An 18,698-nucleotide genomic window follows, 5' to 3' on the forward strand; every position below is an offset into this window, starting at 1 on the left:
CCTGCTGATCCCTCGATCGTAGGAAGGTCTGCCGGGCGGAACGGTTCGGCAGGCCGGCGGAAGCCTACGGTCCGGATATGACCGTGCCCTTGCGACTCCAGAACGCCGCCGCCATGGACGCCGTGCCCGCCGAAGACGCTGCGTGTGGCGGGGCCGCCTGCCAGGACGGGCGGCCGAGGGTCACCGCGCTGCGGCTGTCGGCATTCGCCACGCACCGGCGCGCGGAGTTCCCGCTCGGCCCGCTGACGCTCTTCGCGGGGCCCAGCGGCAGCGGCAAGAGCAGTGCGCTGCGGGCCTACGAGGCACTGGCACGGCTGGGTGGCGGGGCATCGCTGGGCGAAGTGTTCCCGGATCCTGGCGCCTGCGTTCCCGAGCGGGCCCGGCCCGATGCCCGGCGGCGGCGCGGGTTCCGCATCGGGTGCACGGTGGACGGTCCCGCAGGAGTCGTACGGCTCGACCTCGCTGTGCAGGCCGAGCCCGGACTCCGCATCGTGGGCGAGCGGCTGACGACCGGCGGGGTGACCCTGCTGGAGACGGCCCTGCGCGATCCGGGCCGCCCCACGGTGCAGGCGGCCTGGCACACGGCGGGCTCGTCGCCCGTGACCCGGGCCCCGCTCCCCGACAACCGGCTCGGTACCGCGCTGCTGCCCCTGCGTGTGGCCGGCAGGACGGACGGCCAGCGCCAAGTCCTCGCCGCCGCCGAGCAGATGGTGGTCGCCCTGCGCTCCGTCTTCGCCTGCGACCCGGTACCCCGCCACATGCGCGCGCCCGTGCCGCTCGGCGCGGGACGTCTGCTGCCCGGCTGCGACAACCTCGCCGAGGTGCTGTGGCGTACGCGCTCGGAGTGCGGACGGCGGCACGGGCTGCTGGTCGCGGCGGTACGGGACGGGTGTGCGGGTCAGGTCGTGGACGTACTGGCCGAGCAGGTTTCGTCCGGCGCCGGACAGGGATCGGTACCGACGGCTCGGGCGGTCCAGGCCGCCCGAGCGGCACCGGCAGTCCGGGCGGTGCTGGACCGGGGCGACGGGGTGCGGACGCCTCTAGGACTGCTGGGAGACGGGGAGTTGAGGTACCTGGCCCTCGCCCTGGTGCTGCTCACCGGGCCGGGTGTGCTGGAGGTCGACACGGCGGGGGAGGTGCCCGAGGCGCTCCAGACGCTCACGGTTCTGGCCGACGGGTTCGACCGCGATCTGGACGTACGGCAGCGGGACCAGCTCGTACGGCTCGCGGCGCGGATGTGCGAGCGTGGGCACATTCGGCTGGTGGGGACCGTGAGCGACCCGTCCTGGGCCTCGGGAGTCGACGGGGTCACGGTGGTACACCTTGAGCCGTGACAGAACTTGACGTGGCCCAGCTCCAGCGCAGACTGGCCGAGTTCGCGGCGGCGCGGAACTGGCAGCAGTACCACACCCCGAAGAACCTGGTCGCCGCGCTCAGCGTCGAGGCCTCCGAACTCGTCGAGATCTTCCAGTGGTTGACACCGGAGGAGTCGGCCCGGGTGATGTCCGACCCGAAGAAGGCGTCCCGCGTGACGGACGAAGTCGCGGATGTCCTGGCGTACTTGCTCCAGCTGTGCGAGGTGCTGGACATCGATGCCCTCGCGGCCCTGTCCGCGAAGATCGACCGGAATGAGGAGAGGTTTCCGGTGGGGGAGGGGACGGGAGCCGGGGACTGACGCGTGGCGGCGTGGCGGCGTGGCGGCGTGGCGGCGGGGTGGCGCAGGGGCTTGGAGGCCTTGGAGGGCCGATCGTCACTCTCCGGAGTCATCGAGTTGTCCACACTCGATTTATTGTCCACAGATTTCCGGCTTCCTCTGGCTTTTCGTCCCAAAGAGCTTCACTCTGGGTAGTGGCAGGCGGAGTTCGGGCAGGCGTGTGAAGAGCGCGTCGGGACAGACGAGGACAGTGCATGGACGCGGTGCGGCTCATCGGTGCGAGCAGACGTGCCCTGATGGGAAGTGAGGACACGCGGGGCATCATGGCGGAGGCCTGGCAGGCACAGGCCCTCGCCCAGGCGATAGGCAATCGCCTCGCGATGTTCGGCCCTCCCGAATTACGGGGCGAGGCAATGGGGTTGATCGAGCTGGCGGGCAGAGGCTGCGGCGTCCTGGATGTGCCCCTGCCGAGAGCCGGCACCCTGCGTGCCGCGCAGCTCACGGAACTCGGCGATGCCCGCCGGGCTCTCGTCGACCTCGGCGGCCTCTTGGGAGAGGTGGGCATCGCCCTTGTGGGTATCGCGTCCGCGGCCGACGATGAGGCCACGTACTGGCAGTGCATGGAGGCCATCGACGCGGCGGATGAGTCCCGCGACAGGGTTCTGGAGATGCTGCGCAGACTGGCGGTTCGGGATGAGGCTGAGCAGGAGCGGGGGTCTGCGGCGTAGGGTTTCCCCCCGCCGCAGGCGCCGCCGGGTGAGCCGACCGTCAGGGCGGCGCAGTCAGGCGGTTTCGGAGCCGTCCGTCGGCGACGCGTCCGGGCGCGTGGTCGACTGCTGGAGGTCGGCATCGAGTTGGGACAGGTCCGCGTTGAGGGCGGCCATCAGCTCCTCCATCTGTTGCAGCAAGCCTTTGGGCTGCGACGACGCAACAGCTTCCTGGGACATGAACGGCCTCCTCGGCAACGCGCCGGTCGGTCCGGCTCCGCCCGAGTCCAACGAAAACCGCCGGGGCCAGTCACTGCCACGAGCCCATCGGCCGCGGGGAGTTGATGGATTTCACCCGGCGTAGGACGAGGTGGTAACCGGCGGGGACCCTCGCGTTGACCGCTGTTCGACCGTGCAGTATGGAGGCATGGATCTTCGAATCTTCACCGAGCCCCAGCAAGGGGCCGGCTACGACACCCTGCTCGCCGTGGCCAAGGCCACCGAAGACCTCGGCTTCGACGCCTTTTTCCGCTCCGACCACTATCTGCACATGGGCTCCGTGGATGGCCTCCCCGGCCCCACCGACGCCTGGATCACCCTCGCCGGACTCGCCCGCGAAACCAAGCGCATCCGGCTCGGCACCCTGATGACGGCCGGTACCTTCCGGCTGCCCGGCGTCCTGGCGATCCAGGTCGCAGGGGTCGACCAGATGTCCGGCGGGCGAGTCGAACTGGGCCTGGGCGCGGGCTGGTTCGAGGAGGAACACAAGGCGTACGGCATACCGTTCCCCAAGGAGAAGTTCGCCCGGCTGGAAGAGCAACTGGCGATCGTCACGGGCCTGTGGGCGACGGAGGTCGGCCAGACCTTCAGCCACCACGGCACGTACTACGACCTGACCGACTCGCCCGCGCTGCCCAAGCCCGCACAGGCCAAGGTGCCGGTACTCATCGGCGGTCACGGCGCGAGCCGTACGCCGCGCCTGGCGGCCCAGTACGCCGACGAGTTCAACATGCCGTTCGGTTCGATCGAGGACAGCGAGCGCCAGTTCGGCCGCGTACGGGCGGCGGCGGAGGAGGCAGGGCGTAAGGGCGACGACCTGATCTACTCCAACGCGCTCGTCGTCTGCGCCGGCAAGGACGACGCGGAGGTCGCCCGCCGCGCCGCCGCGATCGGCCGCGAGGTGGACGACCTGAAGGCAAACGGCCTGGCCGGCTCCCCGGCCGAGATCGTCGACAAGATCGGCCGCTACACGGAGGTCGGCGCCCAGCGGCTCTACCTCCAGATCCTCGACCTCGACGACCTGGACCACCTGGAACTGCTCTCGTCCCAGGTGCAGTCGCAGCTGTCGTAACCCGAGTCTGATTACCGGCCCCGGCAGCCATGATCGTTGACAGCTGGTTCCGGGTCCGTGGTAACTCCGCCCGGTGCGCTCCGTGTTGCCCCCCGAGGGGCGACGCGGGAGTGCACCGGGTCGGGTTCGTGTGTCACAGAACGGCGGTCAGCAGCGAAACCGCCGACTCCTGACGGCCGATGGTCGCTTGGTCGAACGGTCCGGCCCAGCTCAGTCCGTACTGATGCGAGCTGTTCCGGTCGTTGGCGTAGGCGGAGGAGGCCTGAGTACGCAGGTAAGTCCGGTAGGGATGTCCGGTGAGGACGCGGTCGAGTTCGCCGAGATTGCGGGCGAAGATGCCCTTGAAGGCCGCCTGGTCGGAGTTGCAGTCGCCCGCCGCCTGGCAGGGCTCGGTCAGGATGCCGTTCTGGGTGAGGGCCGGACTGGCGATCACCGCGTCGGCGATGGCGCGGCCGTCAGTGAGCAGGCTCTCGTCGCCGGTGGCCTTGTACAGCTCGGCGAGTCCGCCCAGGATGACTCCCTGGTTGTAAGTCCAGGTGGTGCCGCCGTTGTTGGCGCAGCCGCCGCTCTGCGTGTTCAGACCGTCGTTGACGAGGTGATCGCTGTTGATCATCCCGCTGTCCTTGAACCATTGCCATGCTTCGAGGGCGTGGGCCAGGTAGACCTTGTCGCCGGGAATCCGGTTGTGCAGCGCTGCGGCGAGCTTGATGTACAGCTCGATGCTGATCGCGTTCTTGTAGCTCTTGGCCGGGATGTCCCACCAGATGCCGCCGCCGCAGGTGTCGTCCCAGTAGTCCCGCATGTAGGCCTCGTCCAGCTCGGCGATGTCGAGGTACTTCTTGTCGCGGGTGAGGTCGTACATGCTCGTCATGGCCAGTGCCCACCAGCCGGTGTCGTCGGTGGAGTCGGCCCTGAACTCGCCTCCGCCCTCCGGCCACCATTCCAGGGGCGCTCGCTGGATGGCGATGGTGTTCTTGACCTCGGGCATGTATTTGCGCGACCCGGTCTTCGCCATGTAGTCCAGAAGCGCCTGGAGGGCGTTCCCCGACTGCCACCACGGTGATTCGGGCTGCCAGCGGCCGGTCTCCTGGTCGTAGAAGCCCATCATCGCGTCCACGGCCGCGGTGGCCCTGGTACGAGCGGTGGTGGGGGCGGCCGGAGAAGCGGCCTGGGTCGGTACGGCGGTCGCGAGCAGGGACAGAACCACACCGCAGGCGGTGGCGCCCGCGGTGGTCCACATTCTTCGAGCCCATCTGTGCATGTCAGGCAACTCCTTGTGTTGAGGGCACTGCTCCTTGCGTGGGGGTAGGGGTCCTACGGTGCGGGTGCGGGTGCGGGTGCGGGTGCGGGTGCGGGTGCGGGTGCGGTCTGCGGGGTGGCGGGTGCGGACTGAGGAGTGGCGGGTGCGGACTGAGGAGTGGCGGAGTGGACTCCTGAGGCGGACTACTGAGGAGTGGCGGCGGAGTACTGAAGGGCGGCGGCGGTCGACCAGCCGTGGGGCGGCCTCACGCGGTGATCACCTTTCCGCCCGCCTGACGGCAGAGGTCCAGCGTCCGGGGGTCGGCGCCGGCGGTGGTGACCAGGACATCGACGTCGGAGAGCGAGCACAGCCGCAGGCTGCCGGTACCGGGGAACTTGGTCTCGGCGGCCACCAGCACCACGCGGTCGGCGACCTCGATCATCGCCTGCTTGATGGGCGCCTCGACGGCCATGTCGTCGACCACATGGCCGCCGGCGCGCACGCCCGTGCAGCTCAGGAACAGCAGATCGGCGCTGATCTGCCGCAGGGCCGTCTCGGTGAGCGAGCCGACCAGGGACTGGTAGTTGCGGCGCAGCACACCGCCGAGCATCACGAGCCGTACGGTGTCGTCGTCCCGCAGCTCATCCAGTACGGCCAGATTGCTGGTGATCACGGTGACCGGGCGGCCGCGCAGGTGGCGGGCGATCAACGAGGTGCTGGTGCCGATGTCCAGAACGACCACGCTGTCGTCCGCGACGAGTTCGGCGGCACGGATGGCCATGGCCTCCTTCATCGCCATGTCGTGCGAGGCGGCGACAGCGAACGGATCTTCGGTGACGGCTTCCTCCGCCGCGGCCTCGGCATTCGCACGCAGCGAGAGGGCGGCGCCGCCGTAGGTCCGGATGAGCTCGCCGTCGCGGTCCAGCAGCGTCAGGTCCCGGCGGATGGTCGACTCGCTCACCTGGAGCCGCTCCGCCAGGTCGCGTACGGAGGCCACGCCTCCCGTCATCCGCAGTGACTTCACGATCTTCGCGCGCCGTCTGCTCGATGTCACGCGCAGAAAGTAGCACCGCCTGACTGACTTCGGCCATGCAGAGGAGGGTTCGGTCATTTTGATGACTGATGTCAGTCAAGAAGCTGGAGTGTTCTGCTCGGAGTTGAGCATCTTCGGTGGGCCGTCGTGCTTGTCGACGTGACAAACCCGAGCGACTGCGGATGAGCGGAAAATCCTGAGTATTCCCGCGGTCATTCGCTGTACGTTGTCGAGGCGCGCCGAAGAAGCGCTTCCGTGGCCCGCCGGCCGTAGCGCAGTGCTGCTGCAACGTCGGGAAGGAGCCAGGAGCCGTGATCACAGAAGCGCGCTCTCTCCTTGCTGGGATCCATCGGCATTCCGCGGCATTCCGCGCGTGTGCACGCGATGTGCACCGCCATGCACGACATGGCGAGGATCTGCAGCTCAGAAGGCAATTCGAGGTGTCACCACAGTGTTCCTGACGATCAGCACCACCGGTACCCCAGAGCGCCCCGCGACCGACCTCGGGTTCTTGCTGCACAAACACCCCGAGAAATCGCAGGCGTTCTCCACCTCCTACGGCACGGCGCACGTCCTCTACCCCGAGGCGAGCGCGGAGCGCTGCACGGCCGCGTTGCTGCTGGAGGTCGACGCGGTGGCGCTGGTGCGGCGCGGTAAGGGCAAGGGGCGTGGTGGTGCGCCGGACGCGGCGCTCGCGCAGTACGTCAACGACCGGCCGTACGCCGCCTCGTCACTGCTCGCGGTGGCGCTGAGCGGCGTGTTCTCCAGCGCGATGAAGGGCACCTGCATCGCGCGGCCCGAACTCCCGGGGCAGGCAAGGCCGTTGCGCATCGAGGTGCCCGCACTGCCCGCCCGAGGCGGCGCCGAGCTCGTACGGGGGCTCTTCGAACCGCTCGGCTGGACGGTGACCGCTCAGCCCGTGGCGCTGGACGCCGAGTTCCCGGAATGGGGCGACTCCCGCTACGTAAGCCTCGTACTCGAAGGCGAACTGCGGCTCGCCGAAGCGCTGCGGCACCTGTACGTCCTCCTCCCGGTCCTCGACGACGCGAAGCACTACTGGGTCGCGACCGACGAGGTCGACAAGCTGCTGCGGGCCGGCGAGGGCTGGCTGCCGGAGCATCCGGAGCACAAGCTGATCACCAGCCGCTATCTGTCCCGCCGTTGGTCGCTGACGCGGCAGGCCATGGAGCGCCTGGAACTCGTACGGCTGGCGGAGGCGGACGACAGCGAGGTCGAGGAGATCGACAACGCCGTCGACGAGACGCAGGACACGGACGAGAAGCCGGTACCGCTCGCCGTGCGGCGGCGTGACGCGATCGTCGAGGCGCTGCGGGCCGCCGGGGCGGGGCGCGTGCTCGATCTCGGCTGTGGGCAGGGCCAGTTGGTGCAGGAGCTGCTGAAGGACACCCGGTTCACCGAGATCGTCGGTGTCGATGTGTCGATGCGCGCACTCACCATCGCCTCGCGCCGGCTCAAGCTGGAGCGGATGGGGGAGCGGCGGGCCGAGCGCGTGAAGCTCATGCAGGGCTCGCTCGCGTACACCGACAAACGGCTCAAGGGGTACGACGCCGCCGTGCTCAGCGAGGTCATCGAGCACGTCGACGTGCCGCGGCTGTCCGCCCTGGAGTACGCCGTGTTCGGCTCCGCACGCCCGAGGACCGTCCTCGTGACGACGCCGAACGTCGAGTACAACGTCCGCTGGGAGACCCTCCCCGCCGGGCACACCCGGCACGGCGACCACCGCTTCGAGTGGACGCGCGAGGAGTTCCGCACCTGGGCCAGGGCGGTGGCCGAACGGCACGGATACGACGTGGAGTTCGCACCCGTCGGACCTGAGGACCCAGAGGTGGGTCCGCCGACCCAGATGGCCACGTTTTCCATGAACACAGCCACGATGAAAGCAGCGAAGGAGGAGAAGGCCGCATGACCAGCAATGAGACCAAGGGTCGTACTCTGCCCGTCACCGACCTCTCCCTCGTCGTGCTCATCGGCGCCTCCGGCTCGGGCAAGTCCACCTTCGCCCGCCGGCACTTCAAGCCGACCGAGGTGATCTCGTCCGACTTCTGCCGCGGCCTTGTCGCCGATGACGAGAACGACCAGAGCGCCAGCGGGGACGCCTTCGACGTACTCCACTACATCGCGGGCAAGCGGCTCGCGGCGGGCCGTCGCACCGTGGTCGACGCGACCAGCGTGCAGCAGGAGAGCCGCAAGCAGCTGGTCGAACTGGCCAAGAAGCACGACGTGCTGCCCATCGCCATCGTGCTCGACATACCGGAGGAGGTGTGCGCCGAGCGCAACGCCTCGCGCGAGGACCGGGCCGGCATGCCGCGCCGTGTCATCCAGCGCCATATCCGCGAACTGCGGCGCTCCGTGCGGCACTTGGAGCGCGAGGGCTTCCGCAAGGTGCACATCCTGCGCGGTGTGGAGGAGGTCGAGAGCGCGTCGATCCGTACCGAGAAGCGGTTCAACGACCTGACCCACCTCACCGGGCCCTTCGACATCATCGGCGACATCCACGGCTGCGCATCCGAACTGGAGTCACTGCTGGGCAAGCTGGGCTACCTGGACGGGGTGCACCCCGAGGGCCGTACGGCCGTGTTCGTCGGCGACCTCGTCGACCGCGGTCCCGACTCGCCGGGTGTGCTGCGCCGCGTGATGGCGATGGTCGCGTCGGGCGATGCGCTGTGCGTGCCCGGCAACCACGAGAACAAGTACGGGCGTTACCTCAAGGGCCGCCAGGTCCAGCACACGCACGGGCTCGCCGAGACGATCGAGCAGATGGAGGGGGAGAGCGAGGAGTTCAAGAAGCAGGTGCGGGAGTTCATCGACGGGCTCGTCAGCCACTACGTGCTCGACGGCGGCCGGCTCGTCGTCTGCCACGCCGGTCTTCCCGAGAAGTACCACGGCCGTACGTCTGGCCGGGTGCGCTCGCACGCGCTGTACGGCGACACCACCGGCGAGACGGACGAGTTCGGGCTGCCGGTGCGCTACCCGTGGGCGGAGGAGTACCGGGGCCGCGCGGCTGTGGTGTACGGCCACACACCCGTCCCCACCGCGACCTGGCTCAACAACACCGTCTGCCTGGACACCGGCGCCGTCTTCGGCGGCAAGCTGACGGCACTGCGCTGGCCGGAGCGCGAGCTGGTCGACGTACCGGCGGAACGGGTCTGGTACGAGCCGACGAAGCCGCTGCGGACCGAGGCACCCGGCGGTCACGACGGGCGGCCACTCGACCTCGCGGACGTGCACGGGCGCCGCGTCGTGGAGACCCGGTACGCGGGACGGGTGTCGGTCCGCGAGGAGAACGCGGCGGCGGCCCTGGAGGTCATGAGCCGTTTCGCCGTGGACCCGCGGCTGCTGCCGTACCTGCCGCCGACGATGGCCCCGACGGCGACTTCGCGTATGGAGGCCCGCGGCGTAGCCGCTGATGGACACTTCCTGGAGCACCCCGCGGAGGCCTTCGGCCAGTATGCGGCGGACGGTGTCGCGCGGGTCGTGTGCGAGGAGAAGCACATGGGCTCGCGGGCGGTGGCACTGGTGTGCCGGGACGCGGAGGCGGCGGGGAAGCGGTTCGGGGTGGAGGGGGCGACCGGCTCTCTCTACACCCGTACGGGGCGGCCTTTCTTCGATGACCCATCCGTCACCGAGGAGATCCTCGGACGGATCCGCAGCGCGATGGGCGAGGCCGGGCTGTGGGAGGAGCTGGCCACCGACTGGGTGCTGCTGGACGCCGAGTTGATGCCGTGGTCGCTCAAGGCGTCCGGGCTGCTGCGCAGTCAGTACGCCGCTGTGGGGGCCGCTTCCGGGGCCGTGTTCCCGGGTGCGGTCGCCGCGCTCGAAGGGGCGGCGGCGCGGGGTGTCGACGTACGGGATCTGCTGGTGAAGCAGCGGGAACGGGCCGCGGACGCCGCCGCGTTCACCGAGGCGTACCGGCGGTACTGCTGGACCACGTCCGGTCTGGACGGAGTGCGGCTCGCGCCCTTCCAGATCCTCGCGGTGCAGGGGCGGAGTCTGGCCGCTCTGCCGCACGACGAACAGCTCGCGCTGATCGACCGCTTCGTGTCGAGCGACGCGTCCGGGCTGCTGCAGACCACGCGTCGGCTCTTCGTCGACACGGGTGACCCGGACTCGGTGCAGGCCGGTGTCGACTGGTGGCTGGAGATGACCGGGCGCGGCGGTGAGGGCATGGTCGTCAAGCCGGTGGATGCCGTGGTGCGCAACGGGGAGGGGCGGCTCGTGCAGCCCGGCATCAAGTGCCGGGGCCGCGAGTACCTCCGGATCATCTACGGCCCCGAGTACACACGTCCGGAGAACCTCGACCGCCTCCGTGGCCGCTCCCTGAACCACAAGCGCTCGCTGGCGATCCGGGAGTACGCGCTTGGCCTGGAAGCCCTGGACCGCCTGGCGGAAGGCGAGCCGCTGTGGCGGGTCCACGAGGCGGTGTTCGGGGTACTGGCGCTGGAGTCGGAGCCGGTGGATCCGCGGCTGTGACCCGGCCCGTGGGCCGGGGCGCCCACCGGACAATGCAGGGCAGCGTGGCCGGGTTCGTCCAGGCCGCGCTTCTCGCCACGGTCCCGGTCGGGGCGCCGGCGGGTGGTGCGCCGGCCGCGTGGCTGGGCAACGTGCGGGTGCTCGTCGGTTCGGCGGCGGTCGCCCTGCTGTCCGCGGCGACGCTGTGGGTGCCCGCGCGGGCGGACGAGGCCGGCGACGTCGGCCGACGAGGCGCGGAGCCGTCCCGGCCACCCTCGTCGTCGACCGGCGCCTCGGAAGGTACGGCCGGCCGGTTTTCGTCAAGGAGACGAGAACCCGGATGCGGTCCGCCCGCGCAATCTCGCCCCCGTCACCCCGGTCGATCGGTGGATGAACACGTGTCCGGATGGTCAAAGATGGAGGCATGGGATTCCAAGTCGACTCCGAGGCCGGCCGGCTTCGCCGCGTCATCCTGCACCGGCCTGATCTTGAGCTCAAAAGGCTCACCCCCAGCAACAAGGACGCCCTGCTCTTCGACGACGTGCTGTGGGTGCGCCGGGCGCGCGCGGAGCACGACGGGTTCGCGGACGTGCTGCGTGACCGGGGGGTCATCGTCCACCTCTTCGGCGACCTGCTCACCGATGTGCTGGAGATCCCGGCCGCCCGGGAGCTCGTACTGGACCGCGTCTTCGACGAGAAGGAGTACGGGCCGCTCGCCACGGACCACATCCGGGAGGCCTTCGACGCCATGCCGGCGGGCGAGCTGGCCGAGGCCCTGGTCGGAGGGATGACCAAGCGGGAGTTCCTGGACGCGCACGCGGAGCCGACGTCCGTGCGCTTCCACGTCATGGAACTCGACGACTTCCTGCTCCGCCCGCTGCCCAACCATCTGTTCACCCGGGACACCTCCGCCTGGATCTACGACGGGGTCTCCATCAATGCCATGCGCTGGCCCGCCCGCCAGCGCGAGACCGTGCACTTCGAGGCGATCTACCAGCATCACCCGCTGTTCCGTGCCGAGACCTTCAACATCTGGTCTCAGGGGCAGGCGGACTACCCCTCCACCATCGAGGGCGGCGACGTGCTGGTGATCGGCAACGGTGCCGTGCTCATCGGCATGAGTGAGCGGACGACACCGCAGGCAGTGGAGATGCTCGCGCACAAGCTGTTCGCCGCCGGGTCGGCGACCACGATCGTGGCGCTCGACATGCCCAAGAGACGGGCCCTGATGCACCTCGACACGGTGATGACGATGGTCGACGGCGACATCTTCACGCAGTACGCGGGACTCGGCATGCTCCGCTCGTACACCATCGAACCGGGCGTGGGCGACAAGGAGCTCAAGGTCACCGACCACCCGCCGGAGCACATGCACCGCGCGATCGCCGCGGCCCTCGGACTGAGCGAGATCCGCGTACTGACCGCGACGCAGGACGTGCACGCGGCCGAGCGCGAACAGTGGGACGACGGCTGCAACGTCCTCGCGGTCGAGCCGGGCGTCGTGGTCGCCTACGAGCGGAACTCGACCACCAACACCCATCTGCGCAAGCAGGGCATCGAGGTGATCGAGATCCCGGGGAGCGAGCTGGGGCGGGGGCGGGGCGGGCCGCGCTGCATGAGCTGCCCGGTCGTACGCGAGGCGGTGTAGAGGCGAACACAGTCAGGCCGCGTAGAGGTCGCACAGAAGTCGCCTCACAGTCGCATAGAAATGCGAGCGTTCGTATAGACTTCCAACCGTCCGTGTCCCCGCATATCTGGAGCGCCCCCATGGCGACAGTCCCGACCGCCCTCGCCGGCCGTCACTTTCTGAAGGAGCTGGACTTCACGGCGCAGGAGTTCCGCGGTCTGATCGAGCTTGCCGCCGAGCTGAAGGCCGCCAAGAAGGCCGGGACCGAGACCCAGTACCTGCGTGGGAAGAACATCGCGCTGATCTTCGAGAAGACCTCGACGCGCACCCGTTGCGCGTTCGAGGTGGCGGCCGCGGACCAGGGGGTGTCCACCACGTATCTCGATCCGTCCGGCTCACAGATAGGGCACAAGGAGTCCGTGAAGGACACCGCGCGGGTGCTCGGCCGGATGTACGACGGGATCCAGTACCGCGGGGACAGCCAGGCGAACGTCGAGGAGCTGGCGGCGTACGCAGGCGTGCCCGTCTACAACGGCCTCACCGACGCCTGGCACCCCACTCAGATGCTCGCCGACGTGCTCACGATGACGGAGCACACGGACCGGCCACTGGACGAGGTCGCCTTCGCGTACCTGGGCGACGCCCGCTTCAACATGGGCAACTCGTACCTGATCACGGGCGCGCTCCTCGGGATGGACGTCCGCATCGTGGCCCCGCAGGCCTACTGGCCCGCCAAGGAGGTCATCGCCGAGGCCCTCAGGATCAGCGAGACCAGCGGGGCCCGCATCACTTTCACCGAGACCGTCGACAAGGGCGTCGCGGACGTCGACTTCATCGCCACCGACGTCTGGGTGTCCATGGGGGAGCCCAAGGGCGTCTGGGACGAGCGGATCGCCGCCCTCGGTCCGTACGCGGTGACGATGGATGTTCTGCGTGCCACCGGCAACGCGGACGTCAAGTTCCTGCACTGCCTGCCGGCCTTCCACGACCTGGGCACGAAGGTCGGGCGCGAGATCCACGAGCGGCATGGCCTGGACTCGCTCGAGGTCACCGACGAGGTCTTCGAGTCGGCGCACTCGGTCGTCTTCGACCAGGCGGAGAACCGGCTGCACACGATCAAGGCGGTCCTGGTGGCGACGCTCGCCTGAGCCCTGAATCATCAGTCCGCAGGTCTGCGCTGCTGCGGCACCGCCGGCAGCCTGAACCACACCGCCTTGCCGGACTCCGTGGGCCGGTGCCCGCAGGACGAGCTGAGGGCGCGGATCAGCAGCAGGCCGCGGCCGTGCTCCTGCCAGGGGTCCGGGTGGTCCGGGCCGGGGCGGGTGAGACTGCCGGGCGGGGCCGGGTCGGGGTCGTGTACCTCGACCTGGCAGCCGGTCGGCAGCAGCTGCACGATCAGCTCTATGGGGGCGTCCCCCTTGGTGTGCTCCACGGCGTTGGCCACCAGCTCGGCGGTGAGCAGCTCGGCCGTGTCGCAGTCGGCGGCGTGCTCGATCTCGGCCAGTGCGGTACGGACCAGTGCGCGGGCGACGGGTACGGCCGCGGCGGAGTGCGGCAGCGCGACGCGCCATGAGGCTGGGGCTGAGGGCTCGTGCATGGCGGGTCCGTTCATGGAGCAGGTAGTCCTGCTTTCAACAATGTGAATTGTACTGCGGTGTCGGGCGGTAACACCCGGCGGGTGCCTTTCTGGACGTTCGGTCTGCTTTCGGGCTGTACCCAGGTCAACGGTCCGCCTCGCGCCGGGAGCCCCGCTGTTACGGCGCTGTCGCGCACCCGTGACTCCGTGACTGCTGTGTCGGGGCTTCGTCTTGTGGCGTATCAAAGCTCACGTATCGAACTTCATGCCGGTTCATGTGGTGAAGCTCGCATACCGACACCTGGCCGCGGCTTTATCGCGCGCTCATGACGACAGTCAAAGATGGGTGATAGATTCATGGGTAGCGCTCGCAGCGCAAGATCGCCGCCCCCGTCCGAGGAGGCCGCACCTCATGAGTCCCTTCACCGGCTCCGCGACCCGCACGCCCGACTGGCAGCACCTGCGCTGCGGGTACGTCGACGGGGTCGCCACCGTCACCCTGGCCCGCCCCGAGAAGCTGAACGCCCTCACCTTCGGCGCCTACGCCGATCTGCGCGACCTGCTCGCCGAGCTGTCCCGCGAGAAGTCCGTACGCGCCCTGGTGCTGGCCGGCGAGGGCCGCGGCTTCTGCTCGGGCGGTGACGTCGACGAGATCATCGGAGCCACGCTGTCGATGGACACGTCCCAGCTGCTCGACTTCAACCGCATGACCGGGCAGGTCGTGAGGGCCGTACGAGAATGCCCCTTCCCCGTGATCGCGGCCGTGCACGGTGTCGCGGCCGGCGCGGGTGCGGTCCTCGCCCTGGCCGCGGACTTCCGGGTGGCCGACCCGAGCGCCCGCTTCGCCTTCCTCTTCACCCGCGTCGGCCTGTCGGGCGGCGACATGGGCGCCGCCTATCTGCTGCCCCGCGTCGTCGGGCTCGGCCACGCGACCCGCCTGCTGATGCTGGGCGAGCCGGTACGCGCACCCGAAGCCGAGCGGATCGGCCTCATCAGCGAGCTGACGGAGGAAGGCCACGCCGACGAGGCCGCCCAGGCCCTGGCCCACCGTCTCGCCCAGGGGCCCGCCCTCGCATACGCCCAGACGAAGGCCCTGCTCACGGCCGAGCTGGACATGCCACTGTCCGCCTCCGTGGAGCTGGACGCCTCGACCCAGGCCCTCCTGATGAACGGCGAGGACTACGCCGAGTTCCACGCGGCCTTCACGGAAAAGCGGCCACCGAAGTGGCGGGGGCGGTGACGGTGGCGCCGCCACCGAGAGAGCACCTCCGGGTCGCCGTCGTCGGCGGCGGCCCCGGTGGGCTCTACGCCGCCGCCCTCCTCAAGCGCCTCGACCCGGCCCGCGAAATCACTGTCTGGGAACGCAACGCCCCCGACGACACCTTCGGCTTCGGCGTCGTCCTCTCCGACGAAACCCTCGGCGGTATCCAACACGCCGACCCCGTCGTGTACGAGGCGCTGCAGGACGAGTTCGTGCGCTGGGACGACATCGACATCGTCCACCGGAACATCCGCCACACCTCCGGAGGACATGGCTTCGCGGCGCTCGGGCGCCGCAGGCTGCTGGAGATCCTGCACGAGCGATGCCGTTCGCTCGGTGTCGAGCTGCGCTTTCGTACGGAGGCACCGGACACGGCGCGGCTTTCGGAGTCGTACGACCTCGTGGTCGCGGCGGACGGGGTGCACAGCGCCACGCGTGAGGCGTACGCGCAGGTGTTCCGGCCGCGGGTGACCACCCACCGGTGCCGCTACATCTGGCTCGCCGCAGACTTCCCGTTCGAGGCGTTCCGCTTCGAGATCGCGGAGACCGAGCACGGGGTGATGCAGCTGCACGGATACCCGTATGCGGCTGACGCTTCAACCGTCATCGTCGAGATGCGCGAGGAGGTGTGGGAGGCGGCCGGGTTCGCGGAGTCGGATGTGCGGGAGTCAGTCGAACGGTGCGCCAAGATCTTCGCGGACGCGCTCGGCGGACGGGCGCTCAGGTCCAACAAGTCGGCGTGGACGGCGTTCCGGACCGTCGTCAACGAGCGCTGGTCCCACGACAACGTGGTCCTCCTCGGCGACGCCGCGCACACCGCCCACTTCTCCATCGGCTCCGGTACGAAGCTCGCCGTCGAGGACGCGCTCGCCCTGGCCGCCTGCCTGGAGGAACAGCCCTCCCTGGACGCCGCGTTGACCGCCTACGAGGAGGAACGGCGCCCCGTCGTCGCCTCCACGCAGCGGGCGGCGCGAGCCAGCCTGGAGTGGTTCGAGAACCTGGGGCTCTATCTCGACCAGCCCGCCCGCCAGTTCGCCTTCAACCTGCTCACCCGCAGCCGCCGGGTCACGCACGACAACCTCCGGCTGCGCGACGCGCGCTTCACGGAAAGCGTGGAGCGCGAGTTCGGCTGCCCGCCCGGTACGCCGCCGATGTTCACACCGTTCCGGCTGCGCGCACTGACCCTGCGCAACCGGGTCGTGGTCTCACCGATGGACATGTACTCGGCCGTGGACGGCGTACCCGGCGACTTCCACCTCGTCCACCTGGGCGCACGGGCGCTCGGCGGCGCCGGTCTGGTGATGACGGAGATGGTGTGCGTGAGTGCGGAGGGCCGGATCACACCGGGCTGCACCGGCCTCTACACCGGCCAACAGGCCGATTCCTGGAGGCGGATCACCGACTTCGTGCACGCACAGGCACCGGGCGCGGCGATCGGCGTACAGCTCGGCCACTCGGGCCGCAAGGGCTCCACCAAGCTGATGTGGGAGGGCATCGACGAACCACTGGAAGAGGGCAACTGGCCGCTCGTGGCCGCGTCCCCGCTCCCGTACAAGCCCCAGAACCAGACGCCGCACGAGCTGACCCGAGCCCAACTGGCCGACATACGCGAGCAGTTCACGTCAGCCGCCCGACGGGCCGACCGTTGCGGCTTCGACCTGCTCGAACTCCACTGCGCCCACGGCTACTTGCTCTCCGGCTTCCTCTCCCCGCTGACCAACCGCCGCACCGACGCCTACGGCGGCCCTCTGGAGAACCGTTTGCGCTTCCCGCTGGAAGTCTTCGACGCCCTGCGCGCCGTATGGCCCGAGGACCGCCCGATGACCGTACGCATCTCCGCCACCGACTGGGCCGGCGGCGGCACCACGGCGGACGATGCCGTCGCCATCGCCCGCGCCTTCGCCGCACACGGCGCCGACGCGATCGATGTCTCGACGGGCCAGGTGGTGGCGGAGGAGCAGCCGGAGTACGGCCGCTCCTACCAGACGCCGTACGCCGACCGGATCCGCAACGAGACGGGAATCCCGGTGATCGCGGTGGGCGCGATCTCCTCCTGGGACGACGTCAACTCCCTGATCCTGGCGGGCCGTACTGACCTCTGCGCTCTGGCGCGGCCCCACCTGTACGACCCCCACTGGACGCTGCACGCGGCGGCGGAACAGGGCTACACCGGGCCGGGCGTCAGCTGGCCCGCCCCGTATCGGGCGGGCAGCCGACGCCCGCAGACGGGGCGCACGGACGCGCCGAAGCCGCGGCTCACGTTGGGGAGCTGAGGTCCGCGCCCCGAAGGGGCCCGGGGCTGTGACATTTGCGGCACCGCCGCGATGGGGGTCCCCCCGCTCGAGCGAAGCCGAGAGTGGGGGAGCGACCAGCCACAACTGACCCGCACCCGCCCACGAATCCCGAACGCACCACCCCCGAAGGCGCATCCACCCAGCCTTACAACGGAGAGTTGAGCTCCGCCATCCCCGCCGTCAGCGTCGCCCCGTCCCCTGGATCGACCAGGAGAAACGCCCCCGTCCGACGGGAAACCGCGTAGTCGTCCAGCGCCAGCGGCTCCGCCGTGCGCAGCCTGATGTGGCCCAGGTCGTTCGCGGCCAACTCGGGCGCCCCGCCCAGGTCCTTCACGATCGCCTTCACCGTGCGCGTCGTATGCCGGACCAGCACCCGGTCACCCACCCGCAACGGCCGGTCGGCCAGATGGCAGACGTTCGCCGAGACATCCTGCGTCAGCGCGGGCGCATCCGTCCCGGCCGTGAGCATGTCACCGCGCGAGACATCGCGCTGGTCGGCCAGGCGCACGGTCAGCGACTGCGGGGCGTACGCGACGGCCGCTTCCTCCCCGAGCACGTCGAGGCCCGTGATCGTGGACGTCTCGCCGGAGGGATGCACGGTCACACGGTCGCCGACGCGTAGCGAGCCGGACGCCAACTGGCCCGCGTAGTAGCGGACTTCGTCGTGCCGGATCACGTACTGGACGGGGAACCGGGCCGGTTCGCGCGCCACGTCGCCGCCCACCGGCACCGTCTCCAGGTGCTCCAGGAGCGCAGGACCCGCGTACCAGCCCATACGCGTCGAACGGTCCACCACGTTGTCGCCGACCAGGGCCGACACCGGGATCGGTGTGAAGCCGGGCAGGCCCAACTCGGCGGCGTGGCCCGCGAAGTCCGCGACGATCCGGTCGAACTCCTGCTCCTCGTAGCCGACGAGGTCCATCTTGTTGACGGCGAGGACGATGTGCGGCACCCGGAGCAGGGCCGCGACCGCTGCGTGCCGGCGGGTCTGCTCGACGACGCCGTTGCGCGCGTCGACCAGGATGATCGCCAGCTCGGCGGTGGAGGCGCCGGTGACCATGTTGCGGGTGTACTGCACATGGCCGGGGGTGTCGGCGAGGATGAACCGGCGGCGGGGCGTCGCGAAGTAGCGGTACGCCACGTCGATGGTGATGCCCTGCTCGCGCTCGGCCCGCAGACCGTCCGTGAGCAGCGCCAGGTCGGGCGCCTGCTGCCCCCGGCTCTGCGAGAAGCGCTCCACAGCCTCCAACTGGTCCGCGAGAACGGACTTGGAGTCGTGCAGCAGCCGTCCGACGAGCGTCGACTTGCCGTCGTCGACCGACCCGGCGGTCGCGAACCGCAGTGTGTCCGTAGTGGTCCCGGCAAAAGGATCGATGGTGCTGGTCACGGCTAGAAGTACCCCTCGCGCTTGCGGTCTTCCATCGCGGCCTCGGACAGCTTGTCGTCCGCGCGGGTCGCGCCCCGCTCGGTGAGCCGGGAGGCGGC

General features: G+C 69.8%; 15 protein-coding genes and 1 pseudogene. 10 read left to right on the forward strand and 6 right to left on the reverse strand.

The features are described 5' to 3' along the window. Positions 1–113: 113 nt before the first annotated feature. The 3 genes from ACGFNK_RS42770 (at position 114) to ACGFNK_RS42780 (ending at position 2,382) form a co-directional block, all read left to right on the forward strand. The gene (locus ACGFNK_RS42770; protein WP_393425913.1) at positions 114–1,334 is read left to right on the forward strand and encodes an ATP-binding protein; all 1,221 of its coding nucleotides are present in this window, start codon (positions 114–116) and stop codon (positions 1,332–1,334) included. After that, the gene (locus ACGFNK_RS42775; protein ID WP_393425865.1) at positions 1,331–1,675 is read left to right on the forward strand and encodes a nucleotide pyrophosphohydrolase; all 345 of its coding nucleotides are present in this window, start codon (positions 1,331–1,333) and stop codon (positions 1,673–1,675) included. The genes ACGFNK_RS42770 and ACGFNK_RS42775 overlap by 4 nt, the downstream gene beginning before the upstream one ends. Positions 1,676–1,908: 233 nt before the next feature. Continuing rightward, the gene (locus tag ACGFNK_RS42780) at positions 1,909–2,382 is read left to right on the forward strand and encodes a DUF6099 family protein (protein WP_393425868.1); all 474 of its coding nucleotides are present in this window, start codon (positions 1,909–1,911) and stop codon (positions 2,380–2,382) included. 54 nt (positions 2,383–2,436) lie between these two features. On the opposite strand, the gene ACGFNK_RS42785 is transcribed toward ACGFNK_RS42780, so the two are convergent. Next, a complete protein-coding gene (locus ACGFNK_RS42785; RefSeq protein ID WP_393425871.1) occupies positions 2,437–2,601 on the reverse strand; it encodes a hypothetical protein in 165 nt (54 codons plus the stop codon). A gap of 187 nt (positions 2,602–2,788) precedes the next feature. Here ACGFNK_RS42785 and ACGFNK_RS42790 point away from each other — a divergent pair, with 187 nt between their 5' ends. Beyond that, positions 2,789–3,712, forward strand: a complete 924-nt coding sequence (locus ACGFNK_RS42790) for an LLM class F420-dependent oxidoreductase (RefSeq protein WP_393425874.1) — start codon at positions 2,789–2,791, stop codon at positions 3,710–3,712. A gap of 133 nt (positions 3,713–3,845) precedes the next feature. Here ACGFNK_RS42790 and ACGFNK_RS42795 read toward each other — a convergent pair whose 3' ends face one another. Next, the gene (locus ACGFNK_RS42795) at positions 3,846–4,973 is read right to left on the reverse strand and encodes a glycoside hydrolase family 76 protein (protein ID WP_393425877.1); all 1,128 of its coding nucleotides are present in this window, start codon (positions 4,971–4,973) and stop codon (positions 3,846–3,848) included. A gap of 244 nt (positions 4,974–5,217) precedes the next feature. Further along, positions 5,218–6,006 (reverse strand): DeoR/GlpR family DNA-binding transcription regulator, encoded by a 789-nt coding sequence (locus ACGFNK_RS42800; protein ID WP_393425880.1) that lies wholly within the window; start codon positions 6,004–6,006, stop codon positions 5,218–5,220. A 430-nt stretch (positions 6,007–6,436) separates the two neighbouring features. Between ACGFNK_RS42800 and ACGFNK_RS42805 the strand changes: the two genes are divergently transcribed. From ACGFNK_RS42805 to argF, 4 genes are all read left to right on the forward strand, one after another. Then, positions 6,437–7,912: a 3' terminal RNA ribose 2'-O-methyltransferase Hen1 gene (locus tag ACGFNK_RS42805; RefSeq protein ID WP_393425883.1), complete on the forward strand. Its 1,476-nt coding sequence runs from the start codon at positions 6,437–6,439 to the stop codon at positions 7,910–7,912. Continuing rightward, complete coding sequence (locus ACGFNK_RS42810) at positions 7,909–10,476, forward strand: polynucleotide kinase-phosphatase (RefSeq protein ID WP_393425886.1); 2,568 nt, start codon at positions 7,909–7,911, stop codon at positions 10,474–10,476. Before ACGFNK_RS42805 ends, ACGFNK_RS42810 begins: the two co-directional genes overlap by 4 nt. Before the next feature lie 403 nt (positions 10,477–10,879). Then, positions 10,880–12,103 (forward strand): arginine deiminase, encoded by a 1,224-nt coding sequence (locus ACGFNK_RS42815; RefSeq protein WP_393425889.1) that lies wholly within the window; start codon positions 10,880–10,882, stop codon positions 12,101–12,103. A gap of 119 nt (positions 12,104–12,222) precedes the next feature. Beyond that, a complete protein-coding gene (argF, locus tag ACGFNK_RS42820) occupies positions 12,223–13,230 on the forward strand; it encodes an ornithine carbamoyltransferase (RefSeq protein ID WP_393425892.1) in 1,008 nt (335 codons plus the stop codon). Between the two features lie 11 nt (positions 13,231–13,241). On the opposite strand, the gene ACGFNK_RS42825 is transcribed toward argF, so the two are convergent. Next, the gene (locus ACGFNK_RS42825; RefSeq protein ID WP_393425895.1) at positions 13,242–13,694 is read right to left on the reverse strand and encodes an ATP-binding protein; all 453 of its coding nucleotides are present in this window, start codon (positions 13,692–13,694) and stop codon (positions 13,242–13,244) included. A 376-nt stretch (positions 13,695–14,070) separates the two neighbouring features. Between ACGFNK_RS42825 and ACGFNK_RS42830 the strand changes: the two genes are divergently transcribed. Both ACGFNK_RS42830 and ACGFNK_RS42835 read left to right on the forward strand, forming a co-directional pair. Next, positions 14,071–14,898, forward strand: coding sequence for an enoyl-CoA hydratase family protein (locus ACGFNK_RS42830; protein ID WP_393425898.1), 828 nt, complete (start codon positions 14,071–14,073; stop codon positions 14,896–14,898). Then, complete coding sequence (locus ACGFNK_RS42835) at positions 14,883–17,192, forward strand: bifunctional salicylyl-CoA 5-hydroxylase/oxidoreductase (RefSeq protein ID WP_393425901.1); 2,310 nt, start codon at positions 14,883–14,885, stop codon at positions 17,190–17,192. Before ACGFNK_RS42830 ends, ACGFNK_RS42835 begins: the two co-directional genes overlap by 16 nt. Positions 17,193–17,358: 166 nt before the next feature. On the opposite strand, the gene ACGFNK_RS42840 is transcribed toward ACGFNK_RS42835, so the two are convergent. Next, entirely contained in the window at positions 17,359–18,600 is a 1,242-nt protein-coding gene (locus ACGFNK_RS42840) for a sulfate adenylyltransferase subunit 1 (protein WP_393425904.1), read from the reverse strand. 2 nt (positions 18,601–18,602) lie between these two features. Then, positions 18,603–18,698, reverse strand: a pseudogene (locus ACGFNK_RS42845) (sulfate adenylyltransferase small subunit); the annotation flags it as partial.

This window comes from Streptomyces sp. NPDC048825, from assembly GCF_043198355.1.
In the GTDB taxonomy this organism is placed as follows: Bacteria; Actinomycetota; Actinomycetes; order Streptomycetales; family Streptomycetaceae; genus Streptomyces; species Streptomyces xiangluensis.